At 30.4% G+C, this 24,803-nt stretch carries 28 protein-coding genes and 1 other annotated feature; of the genes, 7 read left to right on the top strand and 21 right to left on the bottom strand.

What is annotated here, in order from left to right:
• Nucleotides 1–60: 60 nt before the first annotated feature.
• From mnmA to BN1075_RS03375, 4 genes are read right to left on the bottom strand one after another with little or no spacing between them, the layout of a single operon-like run.
• Nucleotides 61–1,143 carry a tRNA 2-thiouridine(34) synthase MnmA gene (gene mnmA / locus BN1075_RS03390; protein WP_040191621.1) on the bottom strand — a complete coding sequence of 361 codons (1,083 nt, stop codon included), beginning with the start codon at nucleotides 1,141–1,143 and terminating at the stop codon, nucleotides 61–63.
• A gap of 12 nt (nucleotides 1,144–1,155) precedes the next feature.
• Nucleotides 1,156–1,587: a Fe-S cluster assembly scaffold protein NifU gene (nifU, locus tag BN1075_RS03385; RefSeq protein WP_040191620.1), complete on the bottom strand. Its 432-nt coding sequence runs from the start codon at nucleotides 1,585–1,587 to the stop codon at nucleotides 1,156–1,158.
• Nucleotides 1,588–1,645: 58 nt separating this feature from the next.
• Nucleotides 1,646–2,848, bottom strand: coding sequence for a cysteine desulfurase NifS (gene nifS / locus BN1075_RS03380; protein WP_040191619.1), 1,203 nt, complete (start codon nucleotides 2,846–2,848; stop codon nucleotides 1,646–1,648).
• Nucleotides 2,841–3,281 carry an RrF2 family transcriptional regulator gene (locus BN1075_RS03375; RefSeq protein WP_040191618.1) on the bottom strand — a complete coding sequence of 147 codons (441 nt, stop codon included), beginning with the start codon at nucleotides 3,279–3,281 and terminating at the stop codon, nucleotides 2,841–2,843. The genes nifS and BN1075_RS03375 overlap by 8 nt, the downstream gene beginning before the upstream one ends.
• 154 nt (nucleotides 3,282–3,435) lie before the next feature.
• Here BN1075_RS03375 and BN1075_RS03370 point away from each other — a divergent pair, with 154 nt between their 5' ends.
• Together BN1075_RS03370 and BN1075_RS03365 are read left to right on the top strand one after the other, a co-directional pair.
• Entirely contained in the window at nucleotides 3,436–4,776 is a 1,341-nt protein-coding gene (locus BN1075_RS03370) for an aminotransferase class V-fold PLP-dependent enzyme (RefSeq protein WP_040191617.1), read from the top strand.
• A 185-nt stretch (nucleotides 4,777–4,961) separates the two neighbouring features.
• Nucleotides 4,962–5,450: a DUF5658 family protein gene (locus tag BN1075_RS03365; protein ID WP_040191616.1), complete on the top strand. Its 489-nt coding sequence runs from the start codon at nucleotides 4,962–4,964 to the stop codon at nucleotides 5,448–5,450.
• A 24-nt stretch (nucleotides 5,451–5,474) separates the two neighbouring features.
• On the opposite strand, the gene BN1075_RS03360 is transcribed toward BN1075_RS03365, so the two are convergent.
• The 6 genes from BN1075_RS03360 to BN1075_RS03335 form a co-directional block, all read right to left on the bottom strand.
• Nucleotides 5,475–6,047, bottom strand: a complete 573-nt coding sequence (locus tag BN1075_RS03360; RefSeq protein ID WP_040191615.1) for an ATP-binding cassette domain-containing protein — start codon at nucleotides 6,045–6,047, stop codon at nucleotides 5,475–5,477.
• 19 nt (nucleotides 6,048–6,066) lie between these two features.
• Nucleotides 6,067–6,825, bottom strand: coding sequence for an ABC transporter permease (locus tag BN1075_RS03355; protein WP_040191614.1), 759 nt, complete (start codon nucleotides 6,823–6,825; stop codon nucleotides 6,067–6,069).
• A 44-nt stretch (nucleotides 6,826–6,869) separates the two neighbouring features.
• A complete protein-coding gene (locus BN1075_RS03350) occupies nucleotides 6,870–7,886 on the bottom strand; it encodes an ABC transporter substrate-binding protein (RefSeq protein ID WP_040191613.1) in 1,017 nt (338 codons plus the stop codon).
• 156 nt (nucleotides 7,887–8,042) lie between these two features.
• Nucleotides 8,043–8,606, bottom strand: coding sequence for an NUDIX hydrolase (locus BN1075_RS03345; RefSeq protein ID WP_040191612.1), 564 nt, complete (start codon nucleotides 8,604–8,606; stop codon nucleotides 8,043–8,045).
• 22 nt (nucleotides 8,607–8,628) lie between these two features.
• Nucleotides 8,629–9,102, bottom strand: a complete 474-nt coding sequence (gene msrA / locus BN1075_RS03340) for a peptide-methionine (S)-S-oxide reductase MsrA (protein WP_040191777.1) — start codon at nucleotides 9,100–9,102, stop codon at nucleotides 8,629–8,631.
• A 142-nt stretch (nucleotides 9,103–9,244) separates the two neighbouring features.
• A complete protein-coding gene (locus tag BN1075_RS03335) occupies nucleotides 9,245–11,014 on the bottom strand; it encodes an FUSC family protein (RefSeq protein ID WP_042386872.1) in 1,770 nt (589 codons plus the stop codon).
• Between the two features lie 339 nt (nucleotides 11,015–11,353).
• Between BN1075_RS03335 and BN1075_RS03330 the strand changes: the two genes are divergently transcribed.
• From BN1075_RS03330 to cysK, 3 genes are all read left to right on the top strand, one after another.
• The gene (locus BN1075_RS03330) at nucleotides 11,354–11,881 is read left to right on the top strand and encodes a flavodoxin domain-containing protein (protein WP_040191611.1); all 528 of its coding nucleotides are present in this window, start codon (nucleotides 11,354–11,356) and stop codon (nucleotides 11,879–11,881) included.
• A gap of 82 nt (nucleotides 11,882–11,963) precedes the next feature.
• Nucleotides 11,964–12,202, top strand: a binding site (T-box leader).
• Nucleotides 12,203–12,256: 54 nt separating this feature from the next.
• Nucleotides 12,257–12,814, top strand: coding sequence for a serine O-acetyltransferase EpsC (epsC, locus tag BN1075_RS03325; protein ID WP_040191610.1), 558 nt, complete (start codon nucleotides 12,257–12,259; stop codon nucleotides 12,812–12,814).
• Nucleotides 12,815–12,830: 16 nt separating this feature from the next.
• On the top strand, nucleotides 12,831–13,754 hold the full coding sequence (cysK, locus tag BN1075_RS03320) for a cysteine synthase A (protein WP_040191609.1): 924 nt from the start codon (nucleotides 12,831–12,833) through the stop codon (nucleotides 13,752–13,754).
• A gap of 29 nt (nucleotides 13,755–13,783) precedes the next feature.
• Here cysK and BN1075_RS03315 read toward each other — a convergent pair whose 3' ends face one another.
• From BN1075_RS03315 to BN1075_RS03295, 5 genes are all read right to left on the bottom strand, one after another.
• Nucleotides 13,784–14,473, bottom strand: a complete 690-nt coding sequence (locus BN1075_RS03315) for a pseudouridine synthase (protein WP_040191607.1) — start codon at nucleotides 14,471–14,473, stop codon at nucleotides 13,784–13,786.
• Nucleotides 14,474–14,571: 98 nt separating this feature from the next.
• Nucleotides 14,572–15,063 (bottom strand): GNAT family N-acetyltransferase, encoded by a 492-nt coding sequence (locus BN1075_RS03310; RefSeq protein ID WP_052406365.1) that lies wholly within the window; start codon nucleotides 15,061–15,063, stop codon nucleotides 14,572–14,574.
• A 64-nt stretch (nucleotides 15,064–15,127) separates the two neighbouring features.
• Nucleotides 15,128–16,042, bottom strand: coding sequence for a serine hydrolase domain-containing protein (locus BN1075_RS03305; protein ID WP_052406364.1), 915 nt, complete (start codon nucleotides 16,040–16,042; stop codon nucleotides 15,128–15,130).
• 31 nt (nucleotides 16,043–16,073) lie between these two features.
• Nucleotides 16,074–16,373 carry a DUF2087 domain-containing protein gene (locus BN1075_RS03300; RefSeq protein WP_042386871.1) on the bottom strand — a complete coding sequence of 100 codons (300 nt, stop codon included), beginning with the start codon at nucleotides 16,371–16,373 and terminating at the stop codon, nucleotides 16,074–16,076.
• Between the two features lie 181 nt (nucleotides 16,374–16,554).
• Nucleotides 16,555–17,109 carry a hypothetical protein gene (locus BN1075_RS03295; RefSeq protein ID WP_040191606.1) on the bottom strand — a complete coding sequence of 185 codons (555 nt, stop codon included), beginning with the start codon at nucleotides 17,107–17,109 and terminating at the stop codon, nucleotides 16,555–16,557.
• A gap of 410 nt (nucleotides 17,110–17,519) precedes the next feature.
• Between BN1075_RS03295 and BN1075_RS03290 the strand changes: the two genes are divergently transcribed.
• Nucleotides 17,520–17,939: a hypothetical protein gene (locus BN1075_RS03290; protein WP_040191605.1), complete on the top strand. Its 420-nt coding sequence runs from the start codon at nucleotides 17,520–17,522 to the stop codon at nucleotides 17,937–17,939.
• 272 nt (nucleotides 17,940–18,211) lie between these two features.
• On the opposite strand, the gene BN1075_RS21395 is transcribed toward BN1075_RS03290, so the two are convergent.
• From BN1075_RS21395 to BN1075_RS03280, 3 genes are all read right to left on the bottom strand, one after another.
• On the bottom strand, nucleotides 18,212–18,385 hold the full coding sequence (locus BN1075_RS21395) for a hypothetical protein (protein WP_156132728.1): 174 nt from the start codon (nucleotides 18,383–18,385) through the stop codon (nucleotides 18,212–18,214).
• A gap of 117 nt (nucleotides 18,386–18,502) precedes the next feature.
• Nucleotides 18,503–18,748: a hypothetical protein gene (locus BN1075_RS03285; protein ID WP_040191604.1), complete on the bottom strand. Its 246-nt coding sequence runs from the start codon at nucleotides 18,746–18,748 to the stop codon at nucleotides 18,503–18,505.
• A 663-nt stretch (nucleotides 18,749–19,411) separates the two neighbouring features.
• Nucleotides 19,412–21,493: a hypothetical protein gene (locus BN1075_RS03280; RefSeq protein ID WP_040191603.1), complete on the bottom strand. Its 2,082-nt coding sequence runs from the start codon at nucleotides 21,491–21,493 to the stop codon at nucleotides 19,412–19,414.
• Nucleotides 21,494–21,879: 386 nt separating this feature from the next.
• Here BN1075_RS03280 and BN1075_RS03275 point away from each other — a divergent pair, with 386 nt between their 5' ends.
• Entirely contained in the window at nucleotides 21,880–22,071 is a 192-nt protein-coding gene (locus tag BN1075_RS03275; RefSeq protein WP_040191602.1) for a ferredoxin, read from the top strand.
• A gap of 168 nt (nucleotides 22,072–22,239) precedes the next feature.
• Here the strand turns inward: BN1075_RS03275 and BN1075_RS22480 are convergent, their stop codons facing one another.
• The 3 genes from BN1075_RS22480 to BN1075_RS03260 form a co-directional block, all read right to left on the bottom strand.
• Nucleotides 22,240–22,398 (bottom strand): transposase, encoded by a 159-nt coding sequence (locus BN1075_RS22480; RefSeq protein ID WP_081911471.1) that lies wholly within the window; start codon nucleotides 22,396–22,398, stop codon nucleotides 22,240–22,242.
• A gap of 109 nt (nucleotides 22,399–22,507) precedes the next feature.
• The gene (locus BN1075_RS03265) at nucleotides 22,508–23,137 is read right to left on the bottom strand and encodes a cation:proton antiporter (RefSeq protein ID WP_407637960.1); all 630 of its coding nucleotides are present in this window, start codon (nucleotides 23,135–23,137) and stop codon (nucleotides 22,508–22,510) included.
• A gap of 387 nt (nucleotides 23,138–23,524) precedes the next feature.
• Entirely contained in the window at nucleotides 23,525–24,655 is a 1,131-nt protein-coding gene (locus BN1075_RS03260; protein WP_040191601.1) for an acyltransferase family protein, read from the bottom strand.
• Nucleotides 24,656–24,803 lie beyond the last annotated feature (148 nt).

Below are 24,803 nucleotides of genomic sequence, written 5' to 3'. Positions count from 1 at the left end.
GTGTTTTCCTTATATTACTATAAGAATTCAAATTTTTTAAAGAATTAATAACAGATACTATTATTTTATAACTTTATCTATTATTCCTCCACCAATTACTAAGTTACCTTGATAACACACAACGGATTGCCCTTTAGTAATTGCACGCTGCGGAGTTTCAAATTCTAGTTTAATATGGTCTTCATCAAGTTGAGTTAATTTAGCCACAGCTGGCTTAGCTGAATATCTAACCTTAGCTTCAACCATAATCTCACCCTCAACTCGATCAAAAGGAATCAAGTTGATATTTTTAGCTATAAGGGTTGTATTGAAAATTTCTGATTCTTCTCCTAATACAACTTCATTTCTCTCTGGAATTATATTCGTTACAAATACAGGCCTACCAAGAGCAATACCAAGACCTTTTCTTTGCCCTATTGTATAATAAACTATTCCCTTATGCTTTCCAAGAACTTTACCATCTTTATCTACAAAGTTACCTGGAACAACTTCTCTTCCACTAAATCGCTCTATATAGCTACCATGGTTATTATCAGGAATAAAGCAAATTTCTTGAGAATCCTTCTTTCTAAATACTTCAAGACCTATTTTTTCAGCAATAGCTCTAATTTCAGTTTTAGAATATTGTCCACAAGGCATAACTGTATGAGCTAGCTGATCTTGAGTTAAGCTGTACAAAGCATAAGTCTGATCTTTTCTATCATCCTCTGAACGTTTAAGTAGATATCTTCCGTTTTCATCTTGCTCGACAGTAGCATAATGTCCTGTTGCAATATAATCCGCTCCAAGGCCTTGAACTTTTCTTAAAAACTCTTCGAATTTAATTTTTCTATTACATTCAATGCATGGATTTGGAGTTCTTCCATTAAAATATTCTTCAACAAAATTGTCAACTACATGCTTTTTAAAGGGTTCTTTAAAGTTCATAACATAAAATGGTATATCTAGTACATCTGCAACTCTTCTTGCATCATTAACTGCTGAAAGTGAACAGCATCCGCCTTCATTTTCAGCATACTCAGGATTATCAGGAGACAATTTCATCATTATACCTGTTACATCATATCCTTGTTCCTTTAAAAGGTAAGCGGCAACGGAGCTGTCAACTCCGCCACTCATACCTATAACAACTTTTTTCTTCATATGTTATATCACCTATTCTTCTCCGTGCACGTGATCATGGATATCATCATGTTCTTCATAATCCCACATGTCTAATCCATTGTTTGATCTATAATCATTGATTGCTTTGTGTATAGCTTCTTCAGCAAGTACTGAACAGTGCATTTTTACTGGTGGAAGACCATCTAACGCTTCTGCCACCGCTTTATTTGTAAGGCTCCAAGCTTCATCTACAGTTTTTCCTTTAATAAGCTCTGTTGCCATACTTGAAGAAGCTATAGCTGAACCACATCCGAAAGTTTTAAATTTAGCATCAACAATAACATCGTCTTCAACCTTTAAATAAACTCTCATTATATCTCCACATTTTGCGTTTCCAACTTCTCCTACACCGTTAGCATCTTTTATTTCCCCAACGTTTCTTGGGTTTGTAAAATGGTCCATTACTTTTTCACTATATATCATAATAATTATCCTCCTCAATTATAAAACTATAATTTAATTCATGTTTATATTTTAAATACTACTTATCAAAGAAATTCTTTCCTTTTCCATTTATAAAGCTATCATATAATGGTGACATATCTCTTAATCTTTGTATTATAGCTGGTACTGTTTCAATTACATAATCAACTTCCTCTTCTGTAGTGCTTGCACCCATAGAAAGTCTAAGAGAACCATGAGCAACTTCATGAGGAAGTCCTATTGCAAGAAGCACGTGAGATGGATCTAATGATCCTGATGTACATGCACTTCCGCTTGAAGCACAGATCCCTTTAGCGTCTAGCATTAAAAGCACTGACTCACCTTCAATGAATTCAAAACTCATGTTAACATTCCCTGGAAGTCTTCTGTCGCCAGCAGGTCCATTTAATTTAGAATAGTCAACTGCTCCACGTAAGCCCTTTATTAATTTATCTCTTAAATATGTTAATCTAGCTTTTTCATCAGCCATATTTTCCATAGCTAATTCTATAGCTTTTCCTAATCCTACTATTCCCGCTACATTTTCAGTTCCTGCTCTTCTATTTCTTTCTTGAGCTCCACCATGAACTAAGTTGTGAATTTTTATACCTCTTCTTAAATATAAAACCCCAATCCCTTTTGGTCCATAAATCTTATGTCCTGATAGAGATAACGCATCTATATTCATATCCTTAACATCCATTTCAATGTGTCCTATTGCTTGAACGGCATCAGTATGGAAGAAAACTTTATTTGCTTTACAGATTTCACCAATTTCTTTTATTGGTTGAATTGTTCCAATTTCATTATTAGCTGTCATTATTGTTACTAATACTGTAGTTGGTCTTATAGCTGCTTTAAGATCTTCTAATCTTATAAATCCTTCTGCATCAACATCTAAGTATGTTACTTCAAAACCATTTTTCTCTAAATACTCACAAGTATGAAGAACTGCATGGTGTTCTATCTTAGAAGTGATAATGTGGTTACCTTTATTTTTATTAGCTAAAGCAATTCCTTTTATAGCCCAGTTATCAGCTTCTGATCCACCACCTGTGAAATAAATTTCTTGTGGATCTGCATTTAAAGCTGTTGCCACTCTCATCCTTGCTTTATCTATTGCTTTTTTAGTTTCTCTTGAAATTGAGTATATAGATGAAGGATTACCATAGAATTCTGTAAAATATGGTATCATTTCTTCTAATACCTCTGGTTTTGTAAAAGTTGTTGCTGCATAATCCATATAAACTGGTTTATTCATTTATGTTCACTCCTTTAATTATCGCAATGTTATTGTAATCATCTACTATATCCTGAAGGGTTATAGATAGTGTTACAGAGTCTATACTATCTTTAATCTTTTTCCATACTGCCCTTGTTGCACAGCATTCTACATTATTACATTCATTACTATCTAAACAGGTTGATATTTCAATAGGTCCTTCTAGAACTTCTAGAATTTCGTAGACAGTTATACCATTAGGTGCTTTTCCTAAGATATAGCCCCCACCTGAACCTCTTATACTTTTTATAAGCCCTGCTTTCCTTAATGTTGAAAAAAGCTGTTCTAGATAATACTCTGATATGTTTTGCCTTCCCGAAATACTCTTAATTGAAATTGGTCCTTTTTCATAGTTAATAGCTAAGTCTGCCATAGCTTTAACTCCATATCGTCCCTTTGTTGATAATTTCATAAAAATCATTCCTTAATGTTGAGTACTTTACTATGATTTAATTTTAGCAAAACCGAGTATTCTTGTCAACTATCTTTTATGTAAATTTAAAAATCTTTCACCATTAAACTTTAGCTTAATATTATATACTAACACTATCTTTAGGAGGTATAAAATGAGTGGCTTTAATGATAATTCCTTTAGAAAGTTAATCTACGGGGTCGAAAATAAAGTACCTTTAAAAAATAACACCACAAGCATTGAAATAAATTTTGATAATGCTGCTACTACGCCTCCATTTAAGGCTGTAATTGAAGATGTTATTAAATTTGCTCCTTACTACTCATCTATCCATAGAGGAGAAGGATATAAATCAAGGTATTCCACTTCCATGTATGAAAAATCAAGATTTATTGTAAAACAGTTCATTGATGATTACAAAGATATCTGTGATGTTATATATGTCAAAAACTGTACAGAGGCCATTAATAAACTAGCAGAGATATGGGCCTATGATCATAAAAATTCTATAATACTTTCAACTTTTATGGAACATCATTCAAATGATCTTCCTTGGAGAAGAAATTTTGACGTTAAGTATATAGATATAGATAAAAATGGTTGCCTAAATATAAATGATCTAAAAAACAAATTTAATATTTATGGCAATAAAATTTCACTAGTAGTTGTATCAGGAGCCTCTAACGTAACTGGATCAAAAAACTCTATTCATGACATTGCTAAAATTGTCCACAGCTTTGGAGCAAAAATTCTAGTTGATGGTGCACAACTTGTGCCACACTCAAGCTTTTCCATGGGACAAGATACTTGCGGTGGCGAAATAGATTTTTTAGCATTTTCAGCTCATAAAATGTATGCCCCTTTCGGCTGTGGCGTTTTAATAGGTCCTAAGGACTTTTTTAATTCGACCAATCCAGGCCATGTAGGTGGTGGAACTATCACTTATGTTACCCACAACAAAGTAATATGGGCTCCTTCACCAGACAAAGAAGAAGCTGGCTCACCAAATGTTATTGGTTCTGTAGTATTAGCTTCTTCAATGAAACTTTTATCTAAAATTGGTATGAATGAAATAGAAAATTATGAAAGAACTTTAACAGCCTATGCAACTGAAAACATGACTGATATGGATTCTGTTATTCTCTACGGAAATTACGATGATATCCTTAATAAAGTAAGTATAATTCCTTTTAATATTGAAGGAATGCATCACTCAGTTGTTGCTAAAGCCTTAGCTTTTGAATTTGGAATCGCTGTACGTAGTGGCTGTTTTTGTGCACATCCATATATGCAGCGCCTTCTAAAACTACCTGATGAGCTTATAGAACAAATGGCTTATATTGATAAAGATCTTCAGCCTGGAATGATAAGAATAAGCTTCGGACTATATAATACTCTTGGAGAAGTTAATTCCTTTTTATATGCTTTAAATGTCATCACCAAAAACAAAGATTATTATACTAAAAAATACGGTAAATCTGGACAAATATTTTAACTACAAACTTACCTCATAATTTTAAGAGGTAAGTTTTTTTGTGAATAACAATTTCTTATTTTGAAAATAATGCAAAAAGAACATAATATTATTTTTTATAAATATAATAAAACATCACAATTAATTTTATTGATGATAAAAATTATAAATAAAAACAGTAAAAATACATTAAAGAGGTGATATAAATGTCTTCACAAAATAAAGCGCTTTCTTTGCCTTCCCATAAGAACCCTTTGAATATTGATTATTCAAAAGAAGAACATACAGCGTCATCATTAACAAAACTTAAATATCCAATGTTGATTTTTGCAAATCAATATTCCAAAGAAAGTAAATATAACACTTTATTAAAAAGAATTATGCTCAAAACAAAATTAATTCTTTTTCTAAACATAACCGATTTATTTTGCACTTGGTTCTTTGTAGTTAAAAAAAATAACTTTTTTATTGAGCTGAATCCTTTTGCTTCTAACCTCATTCACAACTTACCTTTAACTATATTTATAAAATTAGCAGTTGTAATTGCAGTTTTGCTTTACCTAACCATTAGAGCCAAGAACTCCTCATTAAAAGATTTAAAACGCATAAATTTAACGGCCAATCTTATTTTAATACTCTATATAACAATAAACTTTATTCATTTAATAAACTCTATAATTTTGCTTTTTATATAAAATTCTTATATAAAAAATTAAAGGCTACATTTGAACTAATGTAGCCTTTAACATATTAATTTCATCTAAATTATGGGTTGTAATTATAACAATTTTTTCTTTTGTATACCTCTTAACATAATCAATTACTTTGACCTTTGTTTTTTCGTCCAAACCTTTAAATGGCTCATCCATAATAATGATATCTGATTTTGCTATAACAGCTCTAACGATTGCAACACGCCTTTTCATACCCCCGCTTAAATAAGATACCTTCTGAAATGCAGCCTCTTTCAAATCAACATGTTCAAGATGTTCGTGAATTACCTTATCTGAATCTTTGTCATCGCATACTAGCTTAAGATTTGCATATGCCGTAAATTCCTCACAAAGCCTGTCCTCTTGAAACACTGCAGCTATACGCCTTCCATTTCGCCCCTCTACTTCACCACAATCTGCCTTTAGAATACCCAAAATTATATTCAATAATGTTGTCTTACCACAGCCTGAAGGCCCTACAATACAACTTATTCTATTATCTTCAAAGCTTAAGTTAATATCTTTTAAAATTATCTTATCATCAAATACTTTGTTTATATTTTTCAACTTTATGGTCATAATCTCACATTCACTTTCTTTAACAATAAATACTGTCTTCTAGTTTCTTCAGCATAAACAAAAATATTTTTTCAAAAATTACACTTATAACAATTATAATAATTGTCCACGCAAACAATTCACTAGTATTTAAAAATATCTTTGACTGGTACAGCTTCTCCCCTATTGAGCCTGTTGGTATACCAATAACTTCCGCTGCAATTCCTGCCTTCCAGCACAACCCCAATGAAACCGTTGCAGAAGAAATAAAATAAGGCATTATCTGAGGTATATAAACAAATCTTATCTTCTTCATTGAACCTACTTCAAATACCTTAGTCATCTGAAGCAACTGCTTATCAACCCCTTCTATCCCCTTTAATATATTGGTATAAAAAATAGGAAGAACCATTAGGAATGATATAAATATACTTAAATTTCGTGAGCTGATCCAAATTAAAGCTATAATTATAAATGACGCAACTGGAACTGCTTTTATTATAGACATAGGCACACTTACAAGCTCTCTCAGAAAGACATGTCGACTTGTTGCAATAGCCATAAGAACACCAATAATCATCGCAAATATAAATCCTAATGAAATCCTTGCAAAGGTAAACCACAAAGAACTCCAAAAGCTGCCTTCACCCCATAATTTAATAAGACTTTTCACTACAGATGCCGGTGATGCTATAAGCAATTCCTTACCAACGATATTGCTTATAAGCTGCCACAATACTATCCAAAATAATATGGCAAAACTTTTTCTTATAGCTCTATTTAAATTTAGTTTTTCCATACACACACTCCTTCATTGCAGCAACTATAAAGTTCTATTAGAAGCTAATTCTTATAATAAAAATCCTCACCAGGTAATTTACCACCAACTGCTGCTGGATTTTGCTCAAATAAAACCTTCAAATAACCTGATACCTTTTCCTGCATTTCATCACCTTCAATAAAAGTTATATTACAAAGTGGTACTGCTTTCTCAGCAACGGCAGCTGGTACAATTCCATATTTCTCAATAAGTACTGCTGTTTCCTTTACATTTGAATTTACATATTCTGTTGATGCCTTGTAATCCTTCAAATAATTATCAAAAGCCTGCTGATTCTTTTCTATAAATTCCTTACGAGCAATAACCACACCTGTTACTAAAGCACTTCCTTTATCCCCTTGTACCTTATTCCACTCCTCTGTCATATCTAATGCAACCCTAAGCTTATCATTTTTAGCTTGTGCAGTTGTAACAAAAGGTTGTGGGAGCATTGCTACAGCATTAGGGTTTTCTGCTAAAAGTGCTGCCACTTCTGTAGCCTCTGATTTATATTCAACAGCCAAATCCTTCTCAGCATCTATTCCGTTTTCAGCCAATATGTAATTTAAAATATATTCTGGAGTTGTTCCTTTACCTGTGCTGTAAAGTGTCTTCCCCTTTAAATCTTCTATTGACTTTATCTCATTTCCATTTTCAACTACATAAAGAACTCCAAGAGTATTTATAGCTGCAACCTTAACTTGTCCTTCCATTTTATTATATAAAACTGAAGCAAGGTTACATGGAACTGCAGCAACATCTAATTCTCCCTTAACCATTGAAGCAACTATTTCATCAGCTGTTCCAGTCATTGTTACTTTATAGTTATTATCTGTTTCACCTTTTTCTGAATCCTCCATAAGCTTTACCATCCCCATGGTAGTAGGTCCTTTTAAAGATCCTATATTGATATCGATTTTTTCAACTGGTGTTTCATTATTATCCTTTGCACCTTGATCATCATTTTTCTGTGATGAACATCCAACAAATATTACTGAACTTAGCAGTAAGCTTGTACAAATTTTAAAAAACTTTTTCATAAAACTTCCTCTTTTCATCCATATTAATTTACCTTAATTGAGTATTTTCTCTTTTAACTTACCTGAAATAATTTATTCTTTGCATGAAAATATTAAAAATTTCAAAATCAAGTGGTACTTCCCATAGAAAATACCACCTTAATAAAGTAACTTAAGTTAATTCCAATTTAGTTTTATCTTTTCATTAAACTTATTATATAACTTTACCATATGTGGTTCAGAGCTGTAGTTGTGAAGTTCCTCCATAGGTAACCACTTTACTCCACTATTTTCATCAGCTTTTATTATAAGTTCATCAGCTTCATCTGCTTCTAATAAATAGCACACATTTAAATGTAAATGTGCTGAGACATAAACACCTCTTTTAACATGTCCAAGAACTTCAATTACATCAACTGAAAGAATTTCTGACGTGATTGGCTTTATATTTTTCACACCGGTTTCTTCAATTGCTTCTTTTATTGCTACTCTTAGCAGATCACTATCTCCATCTGCGTGTCCTCCTGTCCAAGCCCAGGTATTATAAATGTTATGATGTATCATTAACACCTTAGTTCTATCTTTATTAACAATATATCCCGAACTTGTAATGTGAGCTAAAGTATTCTCTCTTGTAAGTAAATTATTAAAGTTGTTTATCGCATAAATAATAGACTCTTTATCCTTCTTTTCTTGCTCATTGAAGGGTTTATATTTTCTTATATCTTCCTGCCATCCCACTTAAGTATCACCTCTACACTAGTTATCCTAAATTTATATGACAATATCCATTTGGATTTTTCTTCAAATAATCCTGATGATACTCTTCTGCCTTAAAATAATTTTCTAAAGGCTTAACTTCTGTCACAATCTTTTTTTCATATTTTTTCTGAAGCTCCTTTATACTTTCCTGAATATCCGCAATATCGTCCTCATCAAAATAATATATTCCAGATCTATATTGGTTCCCAACATCATTTCCCTGTCTATTTAATGAGGTAGGATTAACTACGGCCCAAAATTTACTCAACACATCCTTAAGTGTAATAATTCTCTCATCATATTCAACATAACAAACTTCTGCAAAGCCTGTATTATCATTACATACCTGTTCATAAGTTGGATTGTAAGTTTTTCCGTTTGCATATCCAACCTCAGTCTTTAATATGCCATTTATTCTGCTGAAGTACTCTTGAACTCCCCAAAAGCATCCACCAGCTAAAACTATCTTTTTCATAAATTCCCCTCCGTTTCTATTCACTGCTTTTATTATACCATAATTAAATAATAGTTTTAGTTTTATCAATTTATACAACTTCATATTAACTATTATTTCTATACTAATTAGTGTTTTAACTAAAGGCATGTCATTTATCTCTTTATCTTTTCTTTATTTCAGAATACCTTAATGTGTTGTATGCAACTCCAATAACGATTCGATTATTTTGATTTATAAATTCCTCTGTTTCCTCATAATTACATTGTAAGTTTCTTAAATATAGTTTTTGACTTAATAGTGTTGAATGAATTACTAAATCCCTTATTTCATGTTCCTTAAATTTATCATTCTTTACCGCCTTAGCATCATTAATAAGTTGTACCCTTAATCGAAGAATTTTCTTTGTAAGAGCGTCAATTCCATCCTTAAGCTTGTAAGGGAAAACATATCTATTAATAAAAATAACAGCTATAACTCCTATAAATACATATATCACTCTATAAAATATCAAAACATTAATATTTTGATTTAAAGATGCTATACACATAGAAGCCATACCTGCAAAAAGAGATATCTTATAATACTCTTTAAAACCGTACAAAAGGTATAGCGATATTACAAGAATACCTATCGTTACCCATTGTGAATTTATCAAATTTATAACTACACCGGTTATTACAATTGCCAATACATTACCAACGACTCTCTCCTTTGCCTTTGATTTAGTATCTTCATAATAAGGCTGCATTATAGACATAATTGTTATGATTGCCCAAATGACCTTGTAATATCCTAACTTCTCACCAAGAAATAGTGAAATAGTCATTGTTATTGACATTCTCAATGCAAACTTAATCCTTATATTATTGCTGTCAAAATACTCCTTAAAAACAACTTTTGGTTTATCCATATCTGTTCTTTCCCATTGATTATAAACCTTGTTTATTTGCTTATATCCTAAATTATTTAATTCACCAATAGCTTTAATAATATTTTCAAGAACATCAAATAAATTTACTATTCTTGCATCTATATACTCTTCAGTCCACTGATCTTTTCTTTCATTGTTTAAATTTAAGGTTTTAAAAGTCTGAAGTTTTCTATTAATATTATCATAGGTTAAATTTCCTTCTTTATACTCTAAAATACCATTAACAATCTCCTTAAGCTCCATAATATCTTTTCTGTTCAACATATGACTTTCAAATTTACTATTCACTTCTGCTAAACATAAATTTAAATATTCTATAGAAATAAAAATTCTAAATTGAATTTTTCCTAGGTACGTAGTTAAATACTCCTTATATCTTGTTATATATATTTTGTATGCCAAATCCCTCATACTTCTAGAGGATTTATCTTGAAGACTCTTATCATAAGAACCCATTAATATATTTTCCAACTGAAAATCAATATCCTTTAATACTCCAGTTAAACTATTGCCCAAAATTGATTTTTCATTTACCTTCTTAATTACACTTCCAAGAATAACTATGCCGATACCTAATATCACAGCCATAATTCTTAGATGCAATTCTGATGTTGGAACAGCTGCATACTGAGTAAAAATAAATAACATCAAAAATGGCTTATAAAAAGTTAAGTCATACGGTGAGACAATTGTGTACATTATCATAAAAATACTAATAAAGTTTACTGGTATTCCTAAATATAAGTTCAAAGATGAAATATGAGCTAATAATACGATAATCACATCTAACATGATTATTCTTAAAGCTTTACTGAAAGTCTTAACCTGGAAATTCTGCCGTCCCATAACTGTTGATGTAAGAGCAATAGGAAATGCTAACATAACATTCTTCATTCCAAAAAATATTCCTACAATAAATAGCGTGGCTACTGCAACTGATCCATGCCTTAACATGCTATGGATATTTATTTTCGATTTTTTTATTATCTCTTCAACCATTTTTCCTCCTCATTTACTCATAAAAATATAAATTATATTTATGCTTAATTATAATTTTCTAAAGACACTACATTGATATAAAATCTATACAGATTATTCTTTGTCATAAAAAGTAGAATATTCCCTCAAATATTTTTAAGGAGATTCAAGAAAACTTAATTAAATTGTTTTTATTTTTAACTAATCTCTTAAAATAGCACTAATTAATATTGTAATAACTATATGCATGTACTATAATACTCTAAGTGACCATATTAAGAATATAAAACTGGTCACTTATTTTTACTTATTTAATATTATAACTATGAACTTATGTAATTTTCGGGGGGACTAATTAAAATGTGTAGGATGGTTGTTGTAGCATGCAAATCTAGATATGCTCATACTAAAACATATGCTCAATGGATAGCTGCAGAATTTGGTGCAGACTTAATAGAATGTTGTAACGTTGATATAGAGACGCTTTTAAATTATGATATTATCGTATATGGTGGTGGAATATATAATCATGCCATTGAAGGAATCTCTACTATCACAAAGAACTTTGATCTACTTAAAAACAAAACTATTGTTGTGTTTACAGTAGGTATGGAATGTTCATCAACAAACGGAGATATTATGCCTTTTATAGAAAAATCATTTACAGATGAGATGAAAGAAAAAATCCATCTATTCCATTTAAAAGGTGAATCTGATCACATAAAAAATGGATTTTTGCATAATCAACTATGGGGAATATTTAAAAAATTAATTTCTCATAAATGTCCAGACTATTTTGATGGAAACGAGCCAATTGTTTTATCATCTTATGGAAATGTTATTGATTTCATTGATAAACATGCATTAGATCCTTCTTTGGCTGAATAAAAATATTAAATTAGTAATAATAATATTTTTTTATAGTTTCAATTTGAAGTAAAATGCATAGAATAAACTATAATATTAAACTATAAAAACATTGAAAAAGGAAAGTAGATTGTAACGAATTTTCAGAGAGAATATCTATTAGCTGAAATGATATTTATTGGAGTTACCTTTGAAGTGCCCTTTGGAGTTCGATACCGAAACTAAGTAGGCTATCGCGGTTTTAACCGTTATATTAATAGAGTATGAAAGTACTTGAATTAAGGTGGGCTTTATTTTATATAGCCAACTAGAGTGGAACCGCGGATATATGCCGTCTCTAAGAGTTATCTTAGAGGCGTTTTTTTATACCCAAATACAATGTACGGAGGAATTATTATGATAAATTTTATAAAAACACTAAATTATGATATAGACGTTGTTCTTAAAACCGACCCTGCTGCAAGAAATAAATTGGAGGTTCTTTTACTATACCCTCATATAAAAGCTCTTATTTATTATAGATTTGCCCATACACTTTACAAAAGAAACCTCTTTTTTCTTGCTCGATTAGCTTCTAACCTTGGTAGATTTTTTACAGGGATAGAAATTCATCCTGGTGCAACCATTGGAAAAGGCCTATTCATAGACCACGGTATGGGAGTTGTTATTGGTGAAACAAGTGAAGTTGGTGACAATGTTACTCTTTATCAAGGTGTAACTCTTGGAGGTACTGGAAATGAAGAGGGCAAAAGACACCCAACTGTAGGTAACAATGTGGTAATTGGTGCTGGAGCAAAGATATTAGGGAATATATATATAGCTGATGGCACTAAGGTTGGCGCTAATGCTGTAGTATTAAAATCCACAAATATAAACTCAACGGTGGTCGGAATCCCAGCGAAAGAAGTAAAAAGGACATTAACAGAAGCTTCACTAATAGAATTTGTTATTTAATTAAGGAGGATATAAAATGAAAAAAATCTATTCAAATTTAACAGAGCTCATTGGTAATACACCACTTCTTCAACTTTCAAATTACTCTAACGTAAATTTACTCAAAACTACTCTTATCGCTAAACTAGAGTACTTCAACCCAGCTGGAAGCGTTAAGGATAGAATTGCTTTAGCAATGATTAATGATGCTGAAGCAAAAGGTTTCTTAAAAAAAGACTCTGTAATTATTGAACCCACCAGTGGCAATACAGGTATTGGACTTGCTTCTGTGTCAGCAGCTCGAGGCTATAAAACTATAATAGTTATGCCTGACACAATGAGTGTAGAAAGAAGAAACCTAATCAAAGCCTATGGTGCAGAAATAATATTAACAGAAGGCTCCCTAGGTATGGCAGGAGCTATAGCAAAAGCCGAAAATCTAGCAAAGGAAACTCCAAATGCCTTTATTCCTGGTCAATTTTCAAACCCTGCAAATCCTTTAATTCATAGAACTACTACTGGACCTGAAATATGGAGAGATACTGATGGTCACATTGACATTCTTGTGTCCGGAATTGGTACAGGAGGAACTCTCTCTGGAACTGGTGCTTATCTAAAACAGCAAAACCCTTTAATAAAAGTAGTTGGGGTTGAACCTTTATCCTCACCTGTATTATCGGGTGGCAAACCTGGTCCACATAAAATACAAGGCATAGGTGCAGGATTTGTTCCTGAAACTTTAAATACAAGTATTTATGATGAACTAATTACAGTTTCAAATGAAGATGCTTTCACCACTGCAAAGGCTTTATCTAAAACAGAAGGACTATTAGTTGGAATTTCATCCGGTGCAGCTATATTTGCTGCAGCTGAGTTAGCAAGACAACCTGAAAATGCTGGCAAAACCATTGTTGTTATTCTTCCTGATGGTGGAGAACGCTACCTATCTGTTTTAATATAAAAAATAAAGGTCAGCAATTTTGCTGACTTTTATTTATTCCAAACTCTCTTCAAGTTTTGAATCTCATCCTTGGACAGTTTTCTCCATCCTCCGGTTTCTAGATCGCTTAGTTCAATTGAAAGAATCCTTATTCTCTTTAATTTTGTTACATTTAACCCAAAAGTCTTAACCATTCTTCGTATTTGTCTATTTAATCCTTGCGTAAGTATGATTTTAAAAGTATAGTCATCTACCATTTTAACTTTACAGGGTCTTGTTATTACCCCTAAAATTTTAACCCCTTGAGCCATTCCGTTGATAAATTTATCATCTATTTTTTTATCTACAGTTACTATGTACTCTTTTTCATGATGATTATCTGCTTCTAAAATTCTATTTGCTAATTCACCATCATTTGTCATTAAAATTAACCCCTCAGATTCTTTATCAAGCCTTCCTACTGGAAATATATATTGTTCAAAATTTAAGAAGTCAATTATATTACCTTCTATATTTCTAGCCGCAGTACATGTAATCCCAACAGGCTTATTTAAAATTAAATATACCTTTTCCTGTTCTTTTATAGGATTTCCATCTAGTAATATTTCATCACTTAATTCTATCCATTGTCCTGGTGTGCACAGTTCACCATTAACCTGGATTCTGCCTTCTTCTATCCATTTATTTGCTTCTTTTCGTGAACACAATCCATAATTACTAAGCAGTTTATTTATTCTCATTCATATATCTCCTCATTCGTTACACTTAAGTTATCCTTATACAAAGGAAGAAACCCTAAAGTTTCCTCAGGATTTCTCTTTCTTTATATTTATATTATCTAATATTTCTTTTCAAAAATAATTCTATCCCTACAGAGAATGCCATTTTCCCAAATTTTCTCTTTACATTTAGCGCAATAATAATCTTTCTCAATTTCACTAATCCTAAATCCGAACCTTTGATATAACCCTAATTTCTCAATAGACGAATTTCGTGTTCCAATTATAAGTTTTTTAGCTCCCAGTGGAACCATTTTAGAGTCAACAGCCTTTAATAATCTTTTAGCAATACCTTTACCTCTATTATTCTCTTCAACAGCAAGATTCATAACTTCATATTCCTCTTGTGTTCTCTTTAAAAATACTATTAAGCCTATTATTGCTGATTTTTTTCTTGCAACAAGTACTCTGCTGGCTTTTATATAAGAATTTATACTATTAAAAGATGGATCAGCCATCAATAATAGATTCATTGGTGTATTAAGCGGGTTTATCTCATAGATGTCAATCTTTTCATTATCAACAAAAAAATCCTCTTCATATATACCCATTTATATTTCCAATAACCTCCGTTCTACCTTTGCTAAAATTATAAATGCTATTTTTAATAATACCTTACAATTGAGTCCATATTTCAGTCCATACAGCTTCCATTACTCTTCTCACTCTAGTAGCATGAGCATTAATAGTAATTACTGCATTTTTATCATTTAAAACAATGCAATATTGTCCAAATTTGCCATCAGCTCTATAGGAATTATGCTCACCTCTCCAAAATTGATATCCATATCCACAACCCCAGTCTCCTCTATTATCTGTGTCAATCTGCTTGGATGTAGCCTCTTTAATCCACTCTTTCGAAAGAAGTTGTTTTCCATGCCACTGTCCCTTTTGAAGATAAAATTGTCCAAACCTACTTAATTCTGAAGTTGAAATATTCAAACCTCCAGCTCCAAAATTATATCCCCTAGGACACTTTTCCCAATTAGGTTTATTTATCCCCAATGGCTCAAATAACCTTGGCATTAAATATTCTACCAGGTCCATTCCAGACTTTTTCTGAACCATTACTCCAGCTAAATAGGCTCCTACATTGCTATAAACAAACCTATCACCCGGCTTCAATGGATAACTTTGATTAAGACAATATTTCACCCAATTTTCTTCTAATATTTCAAATCTAGGTGTTGTCCCAAATGATGAATCTGCCATTAAATGCCCATTAAATTGACCTGTAGACATCCTTAATAAATCCTTAAGCTTAAGAGCTTTCAAGTTATCTGAAGGCTTTTCAGGAGCCTCCTTTGGAAAAAAATCTAATATTCTATCATCCAAATTAAGCAAGCCTTCTTCAACAGCAAAACCTACTGCTGTAGATGTAAAACTTTTAGAAACAGAATATTGATTTCTTACTCTTTCCGTTTCACTATGATATTCTCCAACTACTTCTCCACCTTGTAATACAATAACACTAAATATATTAGCTTCTTTTGTTTCTTCAATAAAACCATTAAGATTTATTTTCTTCACTTTGTTACCTCCAAATATTCAAAGCCATGTATTAATAAATATCGTCTCTGCAATATTTAAAATCATCAGCAAATGTTCTAAATAAAAATTTATAATCTACTAAATGTCTTCTTAAAAGAAAATAATCTCCAAAACTATGCCATCTTCCTATTATATAGTTTACTTCCTTTTCTGTATACTCTTTTCCATGCTCAAACTTGGTGCTTAAATATCTTAGAACCTTTAATTTTTCCTCTTTTTCACTTGGCCATATATTAATTACGCCATTACTTCCAATATATTTTTCTAACCCTTGAATTTCATTAATTAGTTGTTCACCAAACTTAGTCATATCTCCATCCCACTTTCTATTTATTAGTCTATTAATAAAAACCCTGATGATGTAGCCATGATGCATTTTATATTTTTAATTATATAATGTAATCGATTGAATAACAACATTTTTTACAAAATATGTTACTATATTTTTAAATATTCTAAATTTTTAATTATTTTCACTTAAATTTTACTTATTATAATACTCTTATATCCTCATCAAAATTTTCAATCTTATATATTGGAATTTCATCTTGTATTTCAAAATCAGTCAAAAAACTATAATCTAATAGAACGTAAAGCCATATTTTCTTTTCATTATATGCCATATCACAAAGCACGTACATCTTTCCATCAGAATCATTGCTATTTACACTTATAACCTTTCCTCTTATAGTCATATTCTTATATAAAAACTCGTAAATACACCCCGTATTTAACCCCTCAACTTCACAGCTTTCATAAACTATATACCCATTAGGTACCACTTCCTTTGGGTAGTGCATTTCACAATTAACCTCAATATTCTTATAATCCTTCTTTATTGGAATTTCATTATTTAGATACACATGATTTATCCCATCAATATGAAATCCCTGTATAAAAGCAAATTCTTCATCATGATAGCTGCTGTCTATATAAATCATATTATCCTTCACCGTAACAATATTGCCTGTCAATTCAGCATTATCATAAATGACAAATTTATATACTCGCCTAAACCTTAAATTTTCTAAGGATACTTCTCTCATTATTCAGCCTCCTATCATTTTTTTAATATTAGACAAAAACTACTTATCTTATATTTAGATACTTTTATATTATTCTATTTTTTACTATTTTATCACCTCAAATTTTTACTAACCATATTTTATTAAATACATATACATTATTTTTGTATAATTCAACTTTTTACAGCATATAATACTATTAAGATAACGGTATATCCTCTTAGGATAACTGTATATCTATTTAGCCTTGAAGATGATTAAATTCTTATTTTAAAGTATTTAATCTTCAAGGCTTTTTCTTTTTTATAACCTTAATACCCTTTTAAACCAATTCACTTACTGTCTTTATCAAAAAAATTTACATTGGTAATATAATTGCTTTCAATTTCATATTTATTACTTATATACATTTATAACATAGGAGTGATAAAATGAAAAAAGCTATTAAATTTATATGTATTACTATTATTTTAACCTTCCCCTTATCAGGATGTAGTAAAAACAAGATTCAAATAAAAGCACCTGCTAATGAAGAAATTCTCGTTTCAACTTTAGAAGAGATCACTTCCGATTCCATTAATATGTCCTACAGTCTTTTTACTGGTTACAGAAGTAAAGTTATTGATTTAGACCAATGTGAAACCTGTAATATCGACGTAAATGTTACTTCAAATAGTGGGGATTTAGATTTAACTATTTTAGATGCTAAAGGTGAAATCGCCTACAAAGAAACTTCAATCCCAACTGGCTTCTTTTCACTTTCCCTAGCAGCTGGCACAAGATATACTATAAGAATTGACGCAATGGAGCATGTTGGAAATTTCAGTATGAATTTTTTAGTAAATGAATAATATAATAAGCAGTAATTCAGTTGTACCTTTAGTACTAACTCAATTACTGCTTTTAATTATCTTCAAATAAATCATAAAAAAGATATATTTTATAATTATTTTTCATATAAAAAAATTAATGACCTTACTTAAATATGAACTTGCAGGCATTTATCTGTAGATATAAATCCCGGGTAACTATTAATCACATATGGTAATCTATTGACTATAATTACACATGGCAGCTCAAGTCTATTAGTATTATTTAAACCAATACCTATTGCCGGCTCGCCCTATATAGTCCACTGATTCAAGTCAGCTTTTTCAGCGGAAGAAACCTTAACTCCTTTATTTTCACATCCCATTATTTCACCAATGTCTTTTCCTATTAGAGTACTATCATTACCAAAAGCCACGACTATTTCTCCACCATTATCAAAAACATACTTCATTAAGCACTTAGACATTCGTCCACAACCATACTGTACAATTCTTAGTTTTATATCTATAAGGTTACATCCTTTTTATCAATATAAAAATAGCGGAAACACTTATTGTATTTCCGCTTAACTTAAAATCAATTCTTATAATATCTTTCTTATATGCTTAGCTTCATAGACCTTTATAAGCCTTTGGTGGTCTTCAGTGAGAATTATAACACTAACTAAGTCGTTTCTATAATTATAGACCTTACCTTTAATTTTAGTTCCTATAACATTTATTGATGTTCCTCGCTTTAACTCTTTTACGTTATGAGAATGACAATACTCACAATTACTTGAGTTTCTAAATATTCTATGACAATCTACACAATACATTAACTTTTCCATCTCCCTTACTTCTCCCCAAAATCTCAAAATATATTTATACTTATTTATATGGTTAAAATTTGAAACTTAAAACATATATCTTCAAATAAAATAAAAGTCTATTACTTTATATGTTCACACTAAAACTAAACTCATATTTCAAATTTTTTTAATCAATACAACATATTAAGGTATAATATATTTTGAATAGAAAATTAAACGTTTATATATACTATACTTTTCATTGAAAAATATTCTTATATAAATAAATATTTTTATAATTTTTATTAACATATTTAGGAGGATCAGCATGAGAAAAATATCAACCATAGATAATTTAAATAATTTAATTGAATCTACTCCCTTTGTATTATGTTTTTTTAATAGCAATAATTTTTGAGGGAGCAGCGACCTGCTTTGTAAAGCAGAAAATATGCTATTAAATTATCCTGAAGTTTCTTCAGTATACATAGATCTTGATGAATCACCAGAAATCGGAGCTGCTTATTCAGTTTTTATTTGTCCTACTATATTACTATTTACTTTTGGAAAAGAATCCATTAGAGAGTCCAAATTTATAATACTCAGTAATCTTGAAAAAAATATCAATCGATATTTAGACTTGCTTTCGTAAAATTAAGGGAGGATAATCATTTTAAAATGATTATCCTCCCTTTGCAATCTTCACATTACTTTTCTCATAACCCTTCCATTTTTCAGTTCAAAACTAATACCCATATTATAAATATTCAGTACTTCATCTTTATTAAATCTTGGAATAAGTTTATCTTGTTCTTTAACATCTTCAACCTTTATTGCATTTCCGTCCTTAAGTTGCCAAATACCATATTCTTCTTTTCCCTTTTCACTTACTTGAAAATATACTCCATTATTATCTTTAACCAATAATGAATTTTTTATCGTACCATGATTCTCAATTTCTAATTGTGGAAGTACAGATATCCATTTGCAATTTTTGTAAACATATGCAGCGCCATCCGCTATATACTGAGTGCCAACATAAATATTTACCCCTTCAGCAGCTACTGAATTTATATTTTTAATATCTGGAAGTGTTTTTGTCTTGCTCCATTTATTTTGTACAAAATCTATTATGGAAACATGGCTTTCACCATCTTCTTCAGCCACAAAGTATACTTTATTTTCATCCTTATTTATATAATATATAGATGTCAGCCCTTTGTTTATTTTACTTTCAACCAAGTCCCACTTATTGTTTTCATTGAGCTTATACAAACTCCCCTCCGCTAATGCGTATAATGAATTGCCTAGCACAATCAATTTTTCTTCACAATTAGGACTAATATCACTATCAGTGAGAATCTCCCACTGCCCCTTTTCATTAAACAGGTATAACCCCTCCGAACTAATAGCATAACACTGATCATTCATTATCTTAATATCACTAACTTTATATGGTAATCCACTATCATAAAACTTGTTTTTTTCAAGATACTTATAAGTTTTTTTATCACTTTTCTCTAAATATATATTTCCATTACTATCTTTAACTATCTTCTCATTAAGATTATTGTTATTAAAAAGATTACCTTGCCCCATAAACTCAACTGATTCATCATTAATATTTACTCTTATTGGCTGTGAAATCTTGCTCCAAAAATATATACTATCATCAACTGAACTAAATCGTGTAATTTCATCTGGATATTGAAAACTATCTCTTATAGTGTCCTTTAAAATTTTATCATTAACAGTAATATAAGATTTTCCCCACTCTTCACTTTTAACTATCTTAAAAACCTTACTTCCCACTGTTAATTCTTTTACTTTTTCTGCTTCCCCTAAGCTGCAATACATTTCATTTGATATAGGTGCATCTACGTTGTGTGAAATCCATGTATTAGCTAAAAGTAACTTATACACCTTATTTTCACTATCAAGGATAAATAAGGTATGCCCCTCATCTGGTGAAACTATATATGAAACTATACTGCCTAAAGAAAGTTTAAAATCTCCAAGTGTATAGGTAAAATACTCCTCACCCTTAAATTGCTTTGAGCTTACAATCCTTTCTACTCCAAAACTTCCCCCATATACAAATATCTCTTTTCCAAATTTCGTAATACTTATTTTACCTAACGTATTCTTATAAGTTTTTATAAGTTGTGGATTCTTATCTTTTTCATGTACATATAAATTGTTTCCTGTGATATAGTACTCCGCTTTATCAGTTTTAACTTTTCTTTCATTAATACTCTCGTTGTAGAAACTTGTTATCTTATATTGCTCTACATTTCCCTCCACATCCTTGCAAAACTTACCATTTTCTATAATTTTATCCCAAATAAAGTTTCCTTCATTTGTTTTATTCAACTCATATACAAGTTTTCCATCATTATTTATGTCACTTACAACCTTTTTATAATCTTTAATTGAAAGGCCATCCTTTAAAGCACTATAATTTAAACCTTTCAATGTCCCCATAGTTTCTTCTATAGGCTTGGTTACTTTAAGGTCAACCCAGGTTCTATCCTCTATTTTATATTCAAATACACTATCATCTGTAGCAATAAATATACCATTATTATAAGTTAATAGTTGTTTGGGATTTAATTCATTAAAAAGTGTGTCATAATATATACCTGGCTCCTCATCTATATGTTGTTCCTCTAAGGCTTCAGCAACATTGCGTTCACCGTCATATCTCGAAAGCAGATTTAAACATATAAAGTCACTTAACAGTATCACTAGAGTTAATGCCACTACTAATAAAATCTTCTTCATAAAATCCCCCCTTATATTAATATTATTTTTTATTTACATAATTATTCATAATATTATAATTTTTATAAATTAATACTATATATTTCATATTTTACATTATTTTCATTTGATCATCAATACACAAACCTCATTTTTTATATTTATCTACTATAAATGAATAAGTTAGCTGAAAATCCAAAACATTGTAATATCTTCACAATCTTTTTTTATTCTAATTAATATTATTTAAACATATAATTTTAATTTAAATGTTTCTGTCTCTGATCTATTCCCCTTCTACCTTACCCCTATAATATTATCAATTTCTTTAAAAGGATTATGCATATGAATTAAATAATTGTATATACTAAGGACGTTATTAAATATTAACTAAGGAGGAACAAAATATGAAAGCAATAGTAGATCAAGATACTTGTATCTCTTGTGGTGCATGTGTAGGAACTTGCCCTGAAGTTTATTCATTCAATGATGATGATAAAGCACAGGCTATTTCTGGAGACATTCCTGCTGACCTTCAAGAAGGAGCAAAAGACGGAAGAGACCAATGTCCAGTAGATGCAATTGATATTAAAGAATAATATAAAAGAGGGTGTTGCAAAATAATTATAAAATTATTTTGCAACACCTTTTTTTAAGTGATTTTCTCCAAACAAAAGTGTATTTATTTGCATTTCCTCTATTTTTGTTTCATCAACAAATGTATCTTTAAGCTTTAATTCATTTAGCCTTCCTAAGAAAATTATAAATTAAGAAAATAAGTCTTCTAAGCGATTTCTTAATCTTTCCGTTCGAAATCTCGAAATTGTAGAATAAGAAAGGACTTCTTCTCCCTCTAATAGCCACATGAATTTGATGTCTCGCAAGTATGCTCTTTCAACATTCCCTTTTACTTTCCATACAAACATCTTCGTCTCTCTTTCCAAGCTCTCCTGCCCACTTAAATGCTTTTTTAGAAATAATTACTGCTATAATTTCATTTATAACTGCAGCAGCTGCAATTGTACCCTGAATAATTTAAGCACACTCAGGAACTGGTCCTGATAAAACTGAAACCGCTATACCTGTAAATATTAGTGAAACCCCTGAGTGTGGAAGCAATATAGGCCCCAAGTATTTTCTAACCGTTGTCGGTGAATGGGTAATTTTTGCTCCAAAATATGCTCCTCCAATTTCACCTAAAGCTCTAAAAATAATATACACTGCTGTAAACAATCCAGCTCCAAGTATTAGGTGGTAATTCAATGGTGCTCCTAAATTTAATATTACAATTATCATACCTATACCTAATATAGAATTAAAGTACTCCATTATTTTTTCAACTCTTTCTTCAGGTATCATGTTGCTGAATGTAGCTGAAAATGCCATTCCAATAAGCATAAAATTAAGCACTGGCTTTGGTAATACTATATGATTAAATATTAACCCTATACCTGCTGCTATTAATATAGTAACAACTAACAAAACTACTGTACTTTTTTGTGAGCGTTCTTTTTTTAGTATAAAGCCCGCTGGAATTCCAGCTACTATACCCACAACAATAGGCAACAATACTACTAGAAAAACAACATAATAAGGTAGCGATTGTTCTGAAATCTTAGTTGATACAATTCCTATTACAGTAAAAAACACCACAGTGCCTACCATGTCATCAAGTTCTGCATTGGAATCAATGTCTTTGTTACAGGTCCATCTGTTTTAAATTCATTTACAATGGATATTGCCGGTAATTTCACTTTTGAAACTAACTTGTCAACATAAAAAGCTACAACAGTGTATATTCCGTATCGAATAAAATGATGTATCTCCTCCTTTAAAAGCTTTAATATTACAGAAATCTTAACTTTACAACATGTATGATTAATTCTTCAACCAATTACTTATATTATCATTTTATTAAAAACAAACCACTTGGTCAATATTGTCGTAATTAACTTTTTTTATGATATATTAATAAAAAAAGTTCAAAATAAAACACCACAAAATCTCCCATTCTGTGGTGTTTAAATTCACATATACTTACAATCTCATATTTTACTTTGATTCTGCACTTCCACTTGTTATTAATGTACTAACCTTATTTATACCTATAGTATATATATTTAAAATTAAACTTAATATATAACAGGCAATCAATGTAATAATAAAGCTTATAACTAAAATCATAATCACCTTTAAATAACCAGGGATACCTAAAGGCAATATATAATAAGCACATGCTATTAAAATTGGCTGATGCAAAATATAAATATAAAAACTATGTGCATTTAATTTCTTTAAAAGCCAATTATGCTTTGTTAAAAATCTTCTTCCATATCCAACTATAGCTAAAATCGCTGGAATTACTACAGCATTTGTGCAAATCACTAAAATAACTAAAGCCATCCTTGGCTGAATCCACCTAGAAACTATACTGTACATAGTTACTGATAAACCTGTTCCTATAATAGAAATAATTAAACACTTTCTTCTCTTCAAATCTATTTTATTTATAAAATCCTCATCACTATAACATATATAACCAAATACAAACAATAAAAGGTTCTGTATCAAGCTCTTATCACCTAATCTTGGAATTATTTCAGCAATCATAAAAATACCATATGCAAGAATAAATCCCTTATAGTTTAAAAACTTATTTTTAGATGAGTCGATAAACTTTACACCCTTTTCTGTATTTATCCACTTTATTATTGGAATTGCCATAAGACTTATTACAAACAGAAACATAATAAACCATAAGTGTGCAGGTGTAAACGCTCCATCAGTTCCCTTAAAATCAGTAAATCTAAAAAGGAAATTGCGATAAAACTCAAAAACACTTCCTGTATATTCCCCTCTCCATTTAAGTGCATAATACACCTGTGATGGCACAACTGTTAATATTCCTATTACCAAAGGAACTAATAACCTTAAACATCTTTCTTTTATATAAGCTTTAGTACTTCTTTTTCCAAAAGCATGATATGTAGAAGCCCCTGCTAAAAAGAATAACAAAGGCATGTACCAAAAGAAAGTGCTGGCAATAAATATAGTTGCCAATTGATGAGAATACTGTGCCTTAATAAAAAAAGATCCCATATTATCAAATATTACCGCAGTATGATATGGAAATAACATCAAAATAGCTATATTCCTGATCCAATCGATTTCATTTCTTCTCATTTCAAACCCCATTTCTAAACTGTATTTTATTATTTACTTTACCACACTAATACCCTAAATAATACTTTTTTAATAAAAAAAACACTCATTCAAACTGAATAAGTGTTTTAAGTTCTTTAATTTATTATCTACAATATTCATGTTTTAA

This window comes from Clostridium culturomicium, from assembly GCF_000821305.1.
Lineage (GTDB): Bacteria > Bacillota > Clostridia > Clostridiales > Clostridiaceae > Clostridium_J > Clostridium_J culturomicium.
This window is presented reverse-complemented; position numbering and strand designations above follow the sequence as displayed.

What these genes read in the sequence shown, in the direction of transcription:
- mnmA (WP_040191621.1), bottom strand. Translation starts at nt 1,143, where the DNA reads ATGAAGAAAAAAGTTGTTATAGGTATGAGTGGCGGAGTTGACAGCTCC.
- nifU (WP_040191620.1), bottom strand. Translation starts at nt 1,587, where the DNA reads ATGATATATAGTGAAAAAGTAATGGACCATTTTACAAACCCAAGAAAC.
- nifS (WP_040191619.1), bottom strand. Translation starts at nt 2,848, where the DNA reads ATGAATAAACCAGTTTATATGGATTATGCAGCAACAACTTTTACAAAA.
- BN1075_RS03375 (WP_040191618.1), bottom strand. Translation starts at nt 3,281, where the DNA reads ATGAAATTATCAACAAAGGGACGATATGGAGTTAAAGCTATGGCAGAC.
- BN1075_RS03370 (WP_040191617.1), top strand. Translation starts at nt 3,436, where the DNA reads ATGAGTGGCTTTAATGATAATTCCTTTAGAAAGTTAATCTACGGGGTC.
- BN1075_RS03365 (WP_040191616.1), top strand. Translation starts at nt 4,962, where the DNA reads ATGTCTTCACAAAATAAAGCGCTTTCTTTGCCTTCCCATAAGAACCCT.
- BN1075_RS03360 (WP_040191615.1), bottom strand. Translation starts at nt 6,047, where the DNA reads ATGACCATAAAGTTGAAAAATATAAACAAAGTATTTGATGATAAGATA.
- BN1075_RS03355 (WP_040191614.1), bottom strand. Translation starts at nt 6,825, where the DNA reads ATGGAAAAACTAAATTTAAATAGAGCTATAAGAAAAAGTTTTGCCATA.
- BN1075_RS03350 (WP_040191613.1), bottom strand. Translation starts at nt 7,886, where the DNA reads ATGAAAAAGTTTTTTAAAATTTGTACAAGCTTACTGCTAAGTTCAGTA.
- msrA (WP_040191777.1), bottom strand. Translation starts at nt 9,102, where the DNA reads ATGAAAAAGATAGTTTTAGCTGGTGGATGCTTTTGGGGAGTTCAAGAG.
- BN1075_RS03335 (WP_042386872.1), bottom strand. Translation starts at nt 11,014, where the DNA reads ATGGTTGAAGAGATAATAAAAAAATCGAAAATAAATATCCATAGCATG.
- BN1075_RS03330 (WP_040191611.1), top strand. Translation starts at nt 11,354, where the DNA reads ATGTGTAGGATGGTTGTTGTAGCATGCAAATCTAGATATGCTCATACT.
- epsC (WP_040191610.1), top strand. Translation starts at nt 12,257, where the DNA reads ATGATAAATTTTATAAAAACACTAAATTATGATATAGACGTTGTTCTT.
- cysK (WP_040191609.1), top strand. Translation starts at nt 12,831, where the DNA reads ATGAAAAAAATCTATTCAAATTTAACAGAGCTCATTGGTAATACACCA.
- BN1075_RS03315 (WP_040191607.1), bottom strand. Translation starts at nt 14,473, where the DNA reads ATGAGAATAAATAAACTGCTTAGTAATTATGGATTGTGTTCACGAAAA.
- BN1075_RS03310 (WP_052406365.1), bottom strand. Translation starts at nt 15,063, where the DNA reads ATGGGTATATATGAAGAGGATTTTTTTGTTGATAATGAAAAGATTGAC.
- BN1075_RS03300 (WP_042386871.1), bottom strand. Translation starts at nt 16,373, where the DNA reads ATGACTAAGTTTGGTGAACAACTAATTAATGAAATTCAAGGGTTAGAA.
- BN1075_RS03295 (WP_040191606.1), bottom strand. Translation starts at nt 17,109, where the DNA reads ATGAGAGAAGTATCCTTAGAAAATTTAAGGTTTAGGCGAGTATATAAA.
- BN1075_RS03290 (WP_040191605.1), top strand. Translation starts at nt 17,520, where the DNA reads ATGAAAAAAGCTATTAAATTTATATGTATTACTATTATTTTAACCTTC.
- BN1075_RS21395 (WP_156132728.1), bottom strand. Translation starts at nt 18,385, where the DNA reads ATGTCTAAGTGCTTAATGAAGTATGTTTTTGATAATGGTGGAGAAATA.
- BN1075_RS03285 (WP_040191604.1), bottom strand. Translation starts at nt 18,748, where the DNA reads ATGGAAAAGTTAATGTATTGTGTAGATTGTCATAGAATATTTAGAAAC.
- BN1075_RS03280 (WP_040191603.1), bottom strand. Translation starts at nt 21,493, where the DNA reads ATGAAGAAGATTTTATTAGTAGTGGCATTAACTCTAGTGATACTGTTA.
- BN1075_RS03275 (WP_040191602.1), top strand. Translation starts at nt 21,880, where the DNA reads ATGAAAGCAATAGTAGATCAAGATACTTGTATCTCTTGTGGTGCATGT.
- BN1075_RS22480 (WP_081911471.1), bottom strand. Translation starts at nt 22,398, where the DNA reads ATGTTTGTATGGAAAGTAAAAGGGAATGTTGAAAGAGCATACTTGCGA.
- BN1075_RS03265 (WP_407637960.1), bottom strand. Translation starts at nt 23,137, where the DNA reads ATGGTAGGCACTGTGGTGTTTTTTACTGTAATAGGAATTGTATCAACT.
- BN1075_RS03260 (WP_040191601.1), bottom strand. Translation starts at nt 24,655, where the DNA reads ATGAGAAGAAATGAAATCGATTGGATCAGGAATATAGCTATTTTGATG.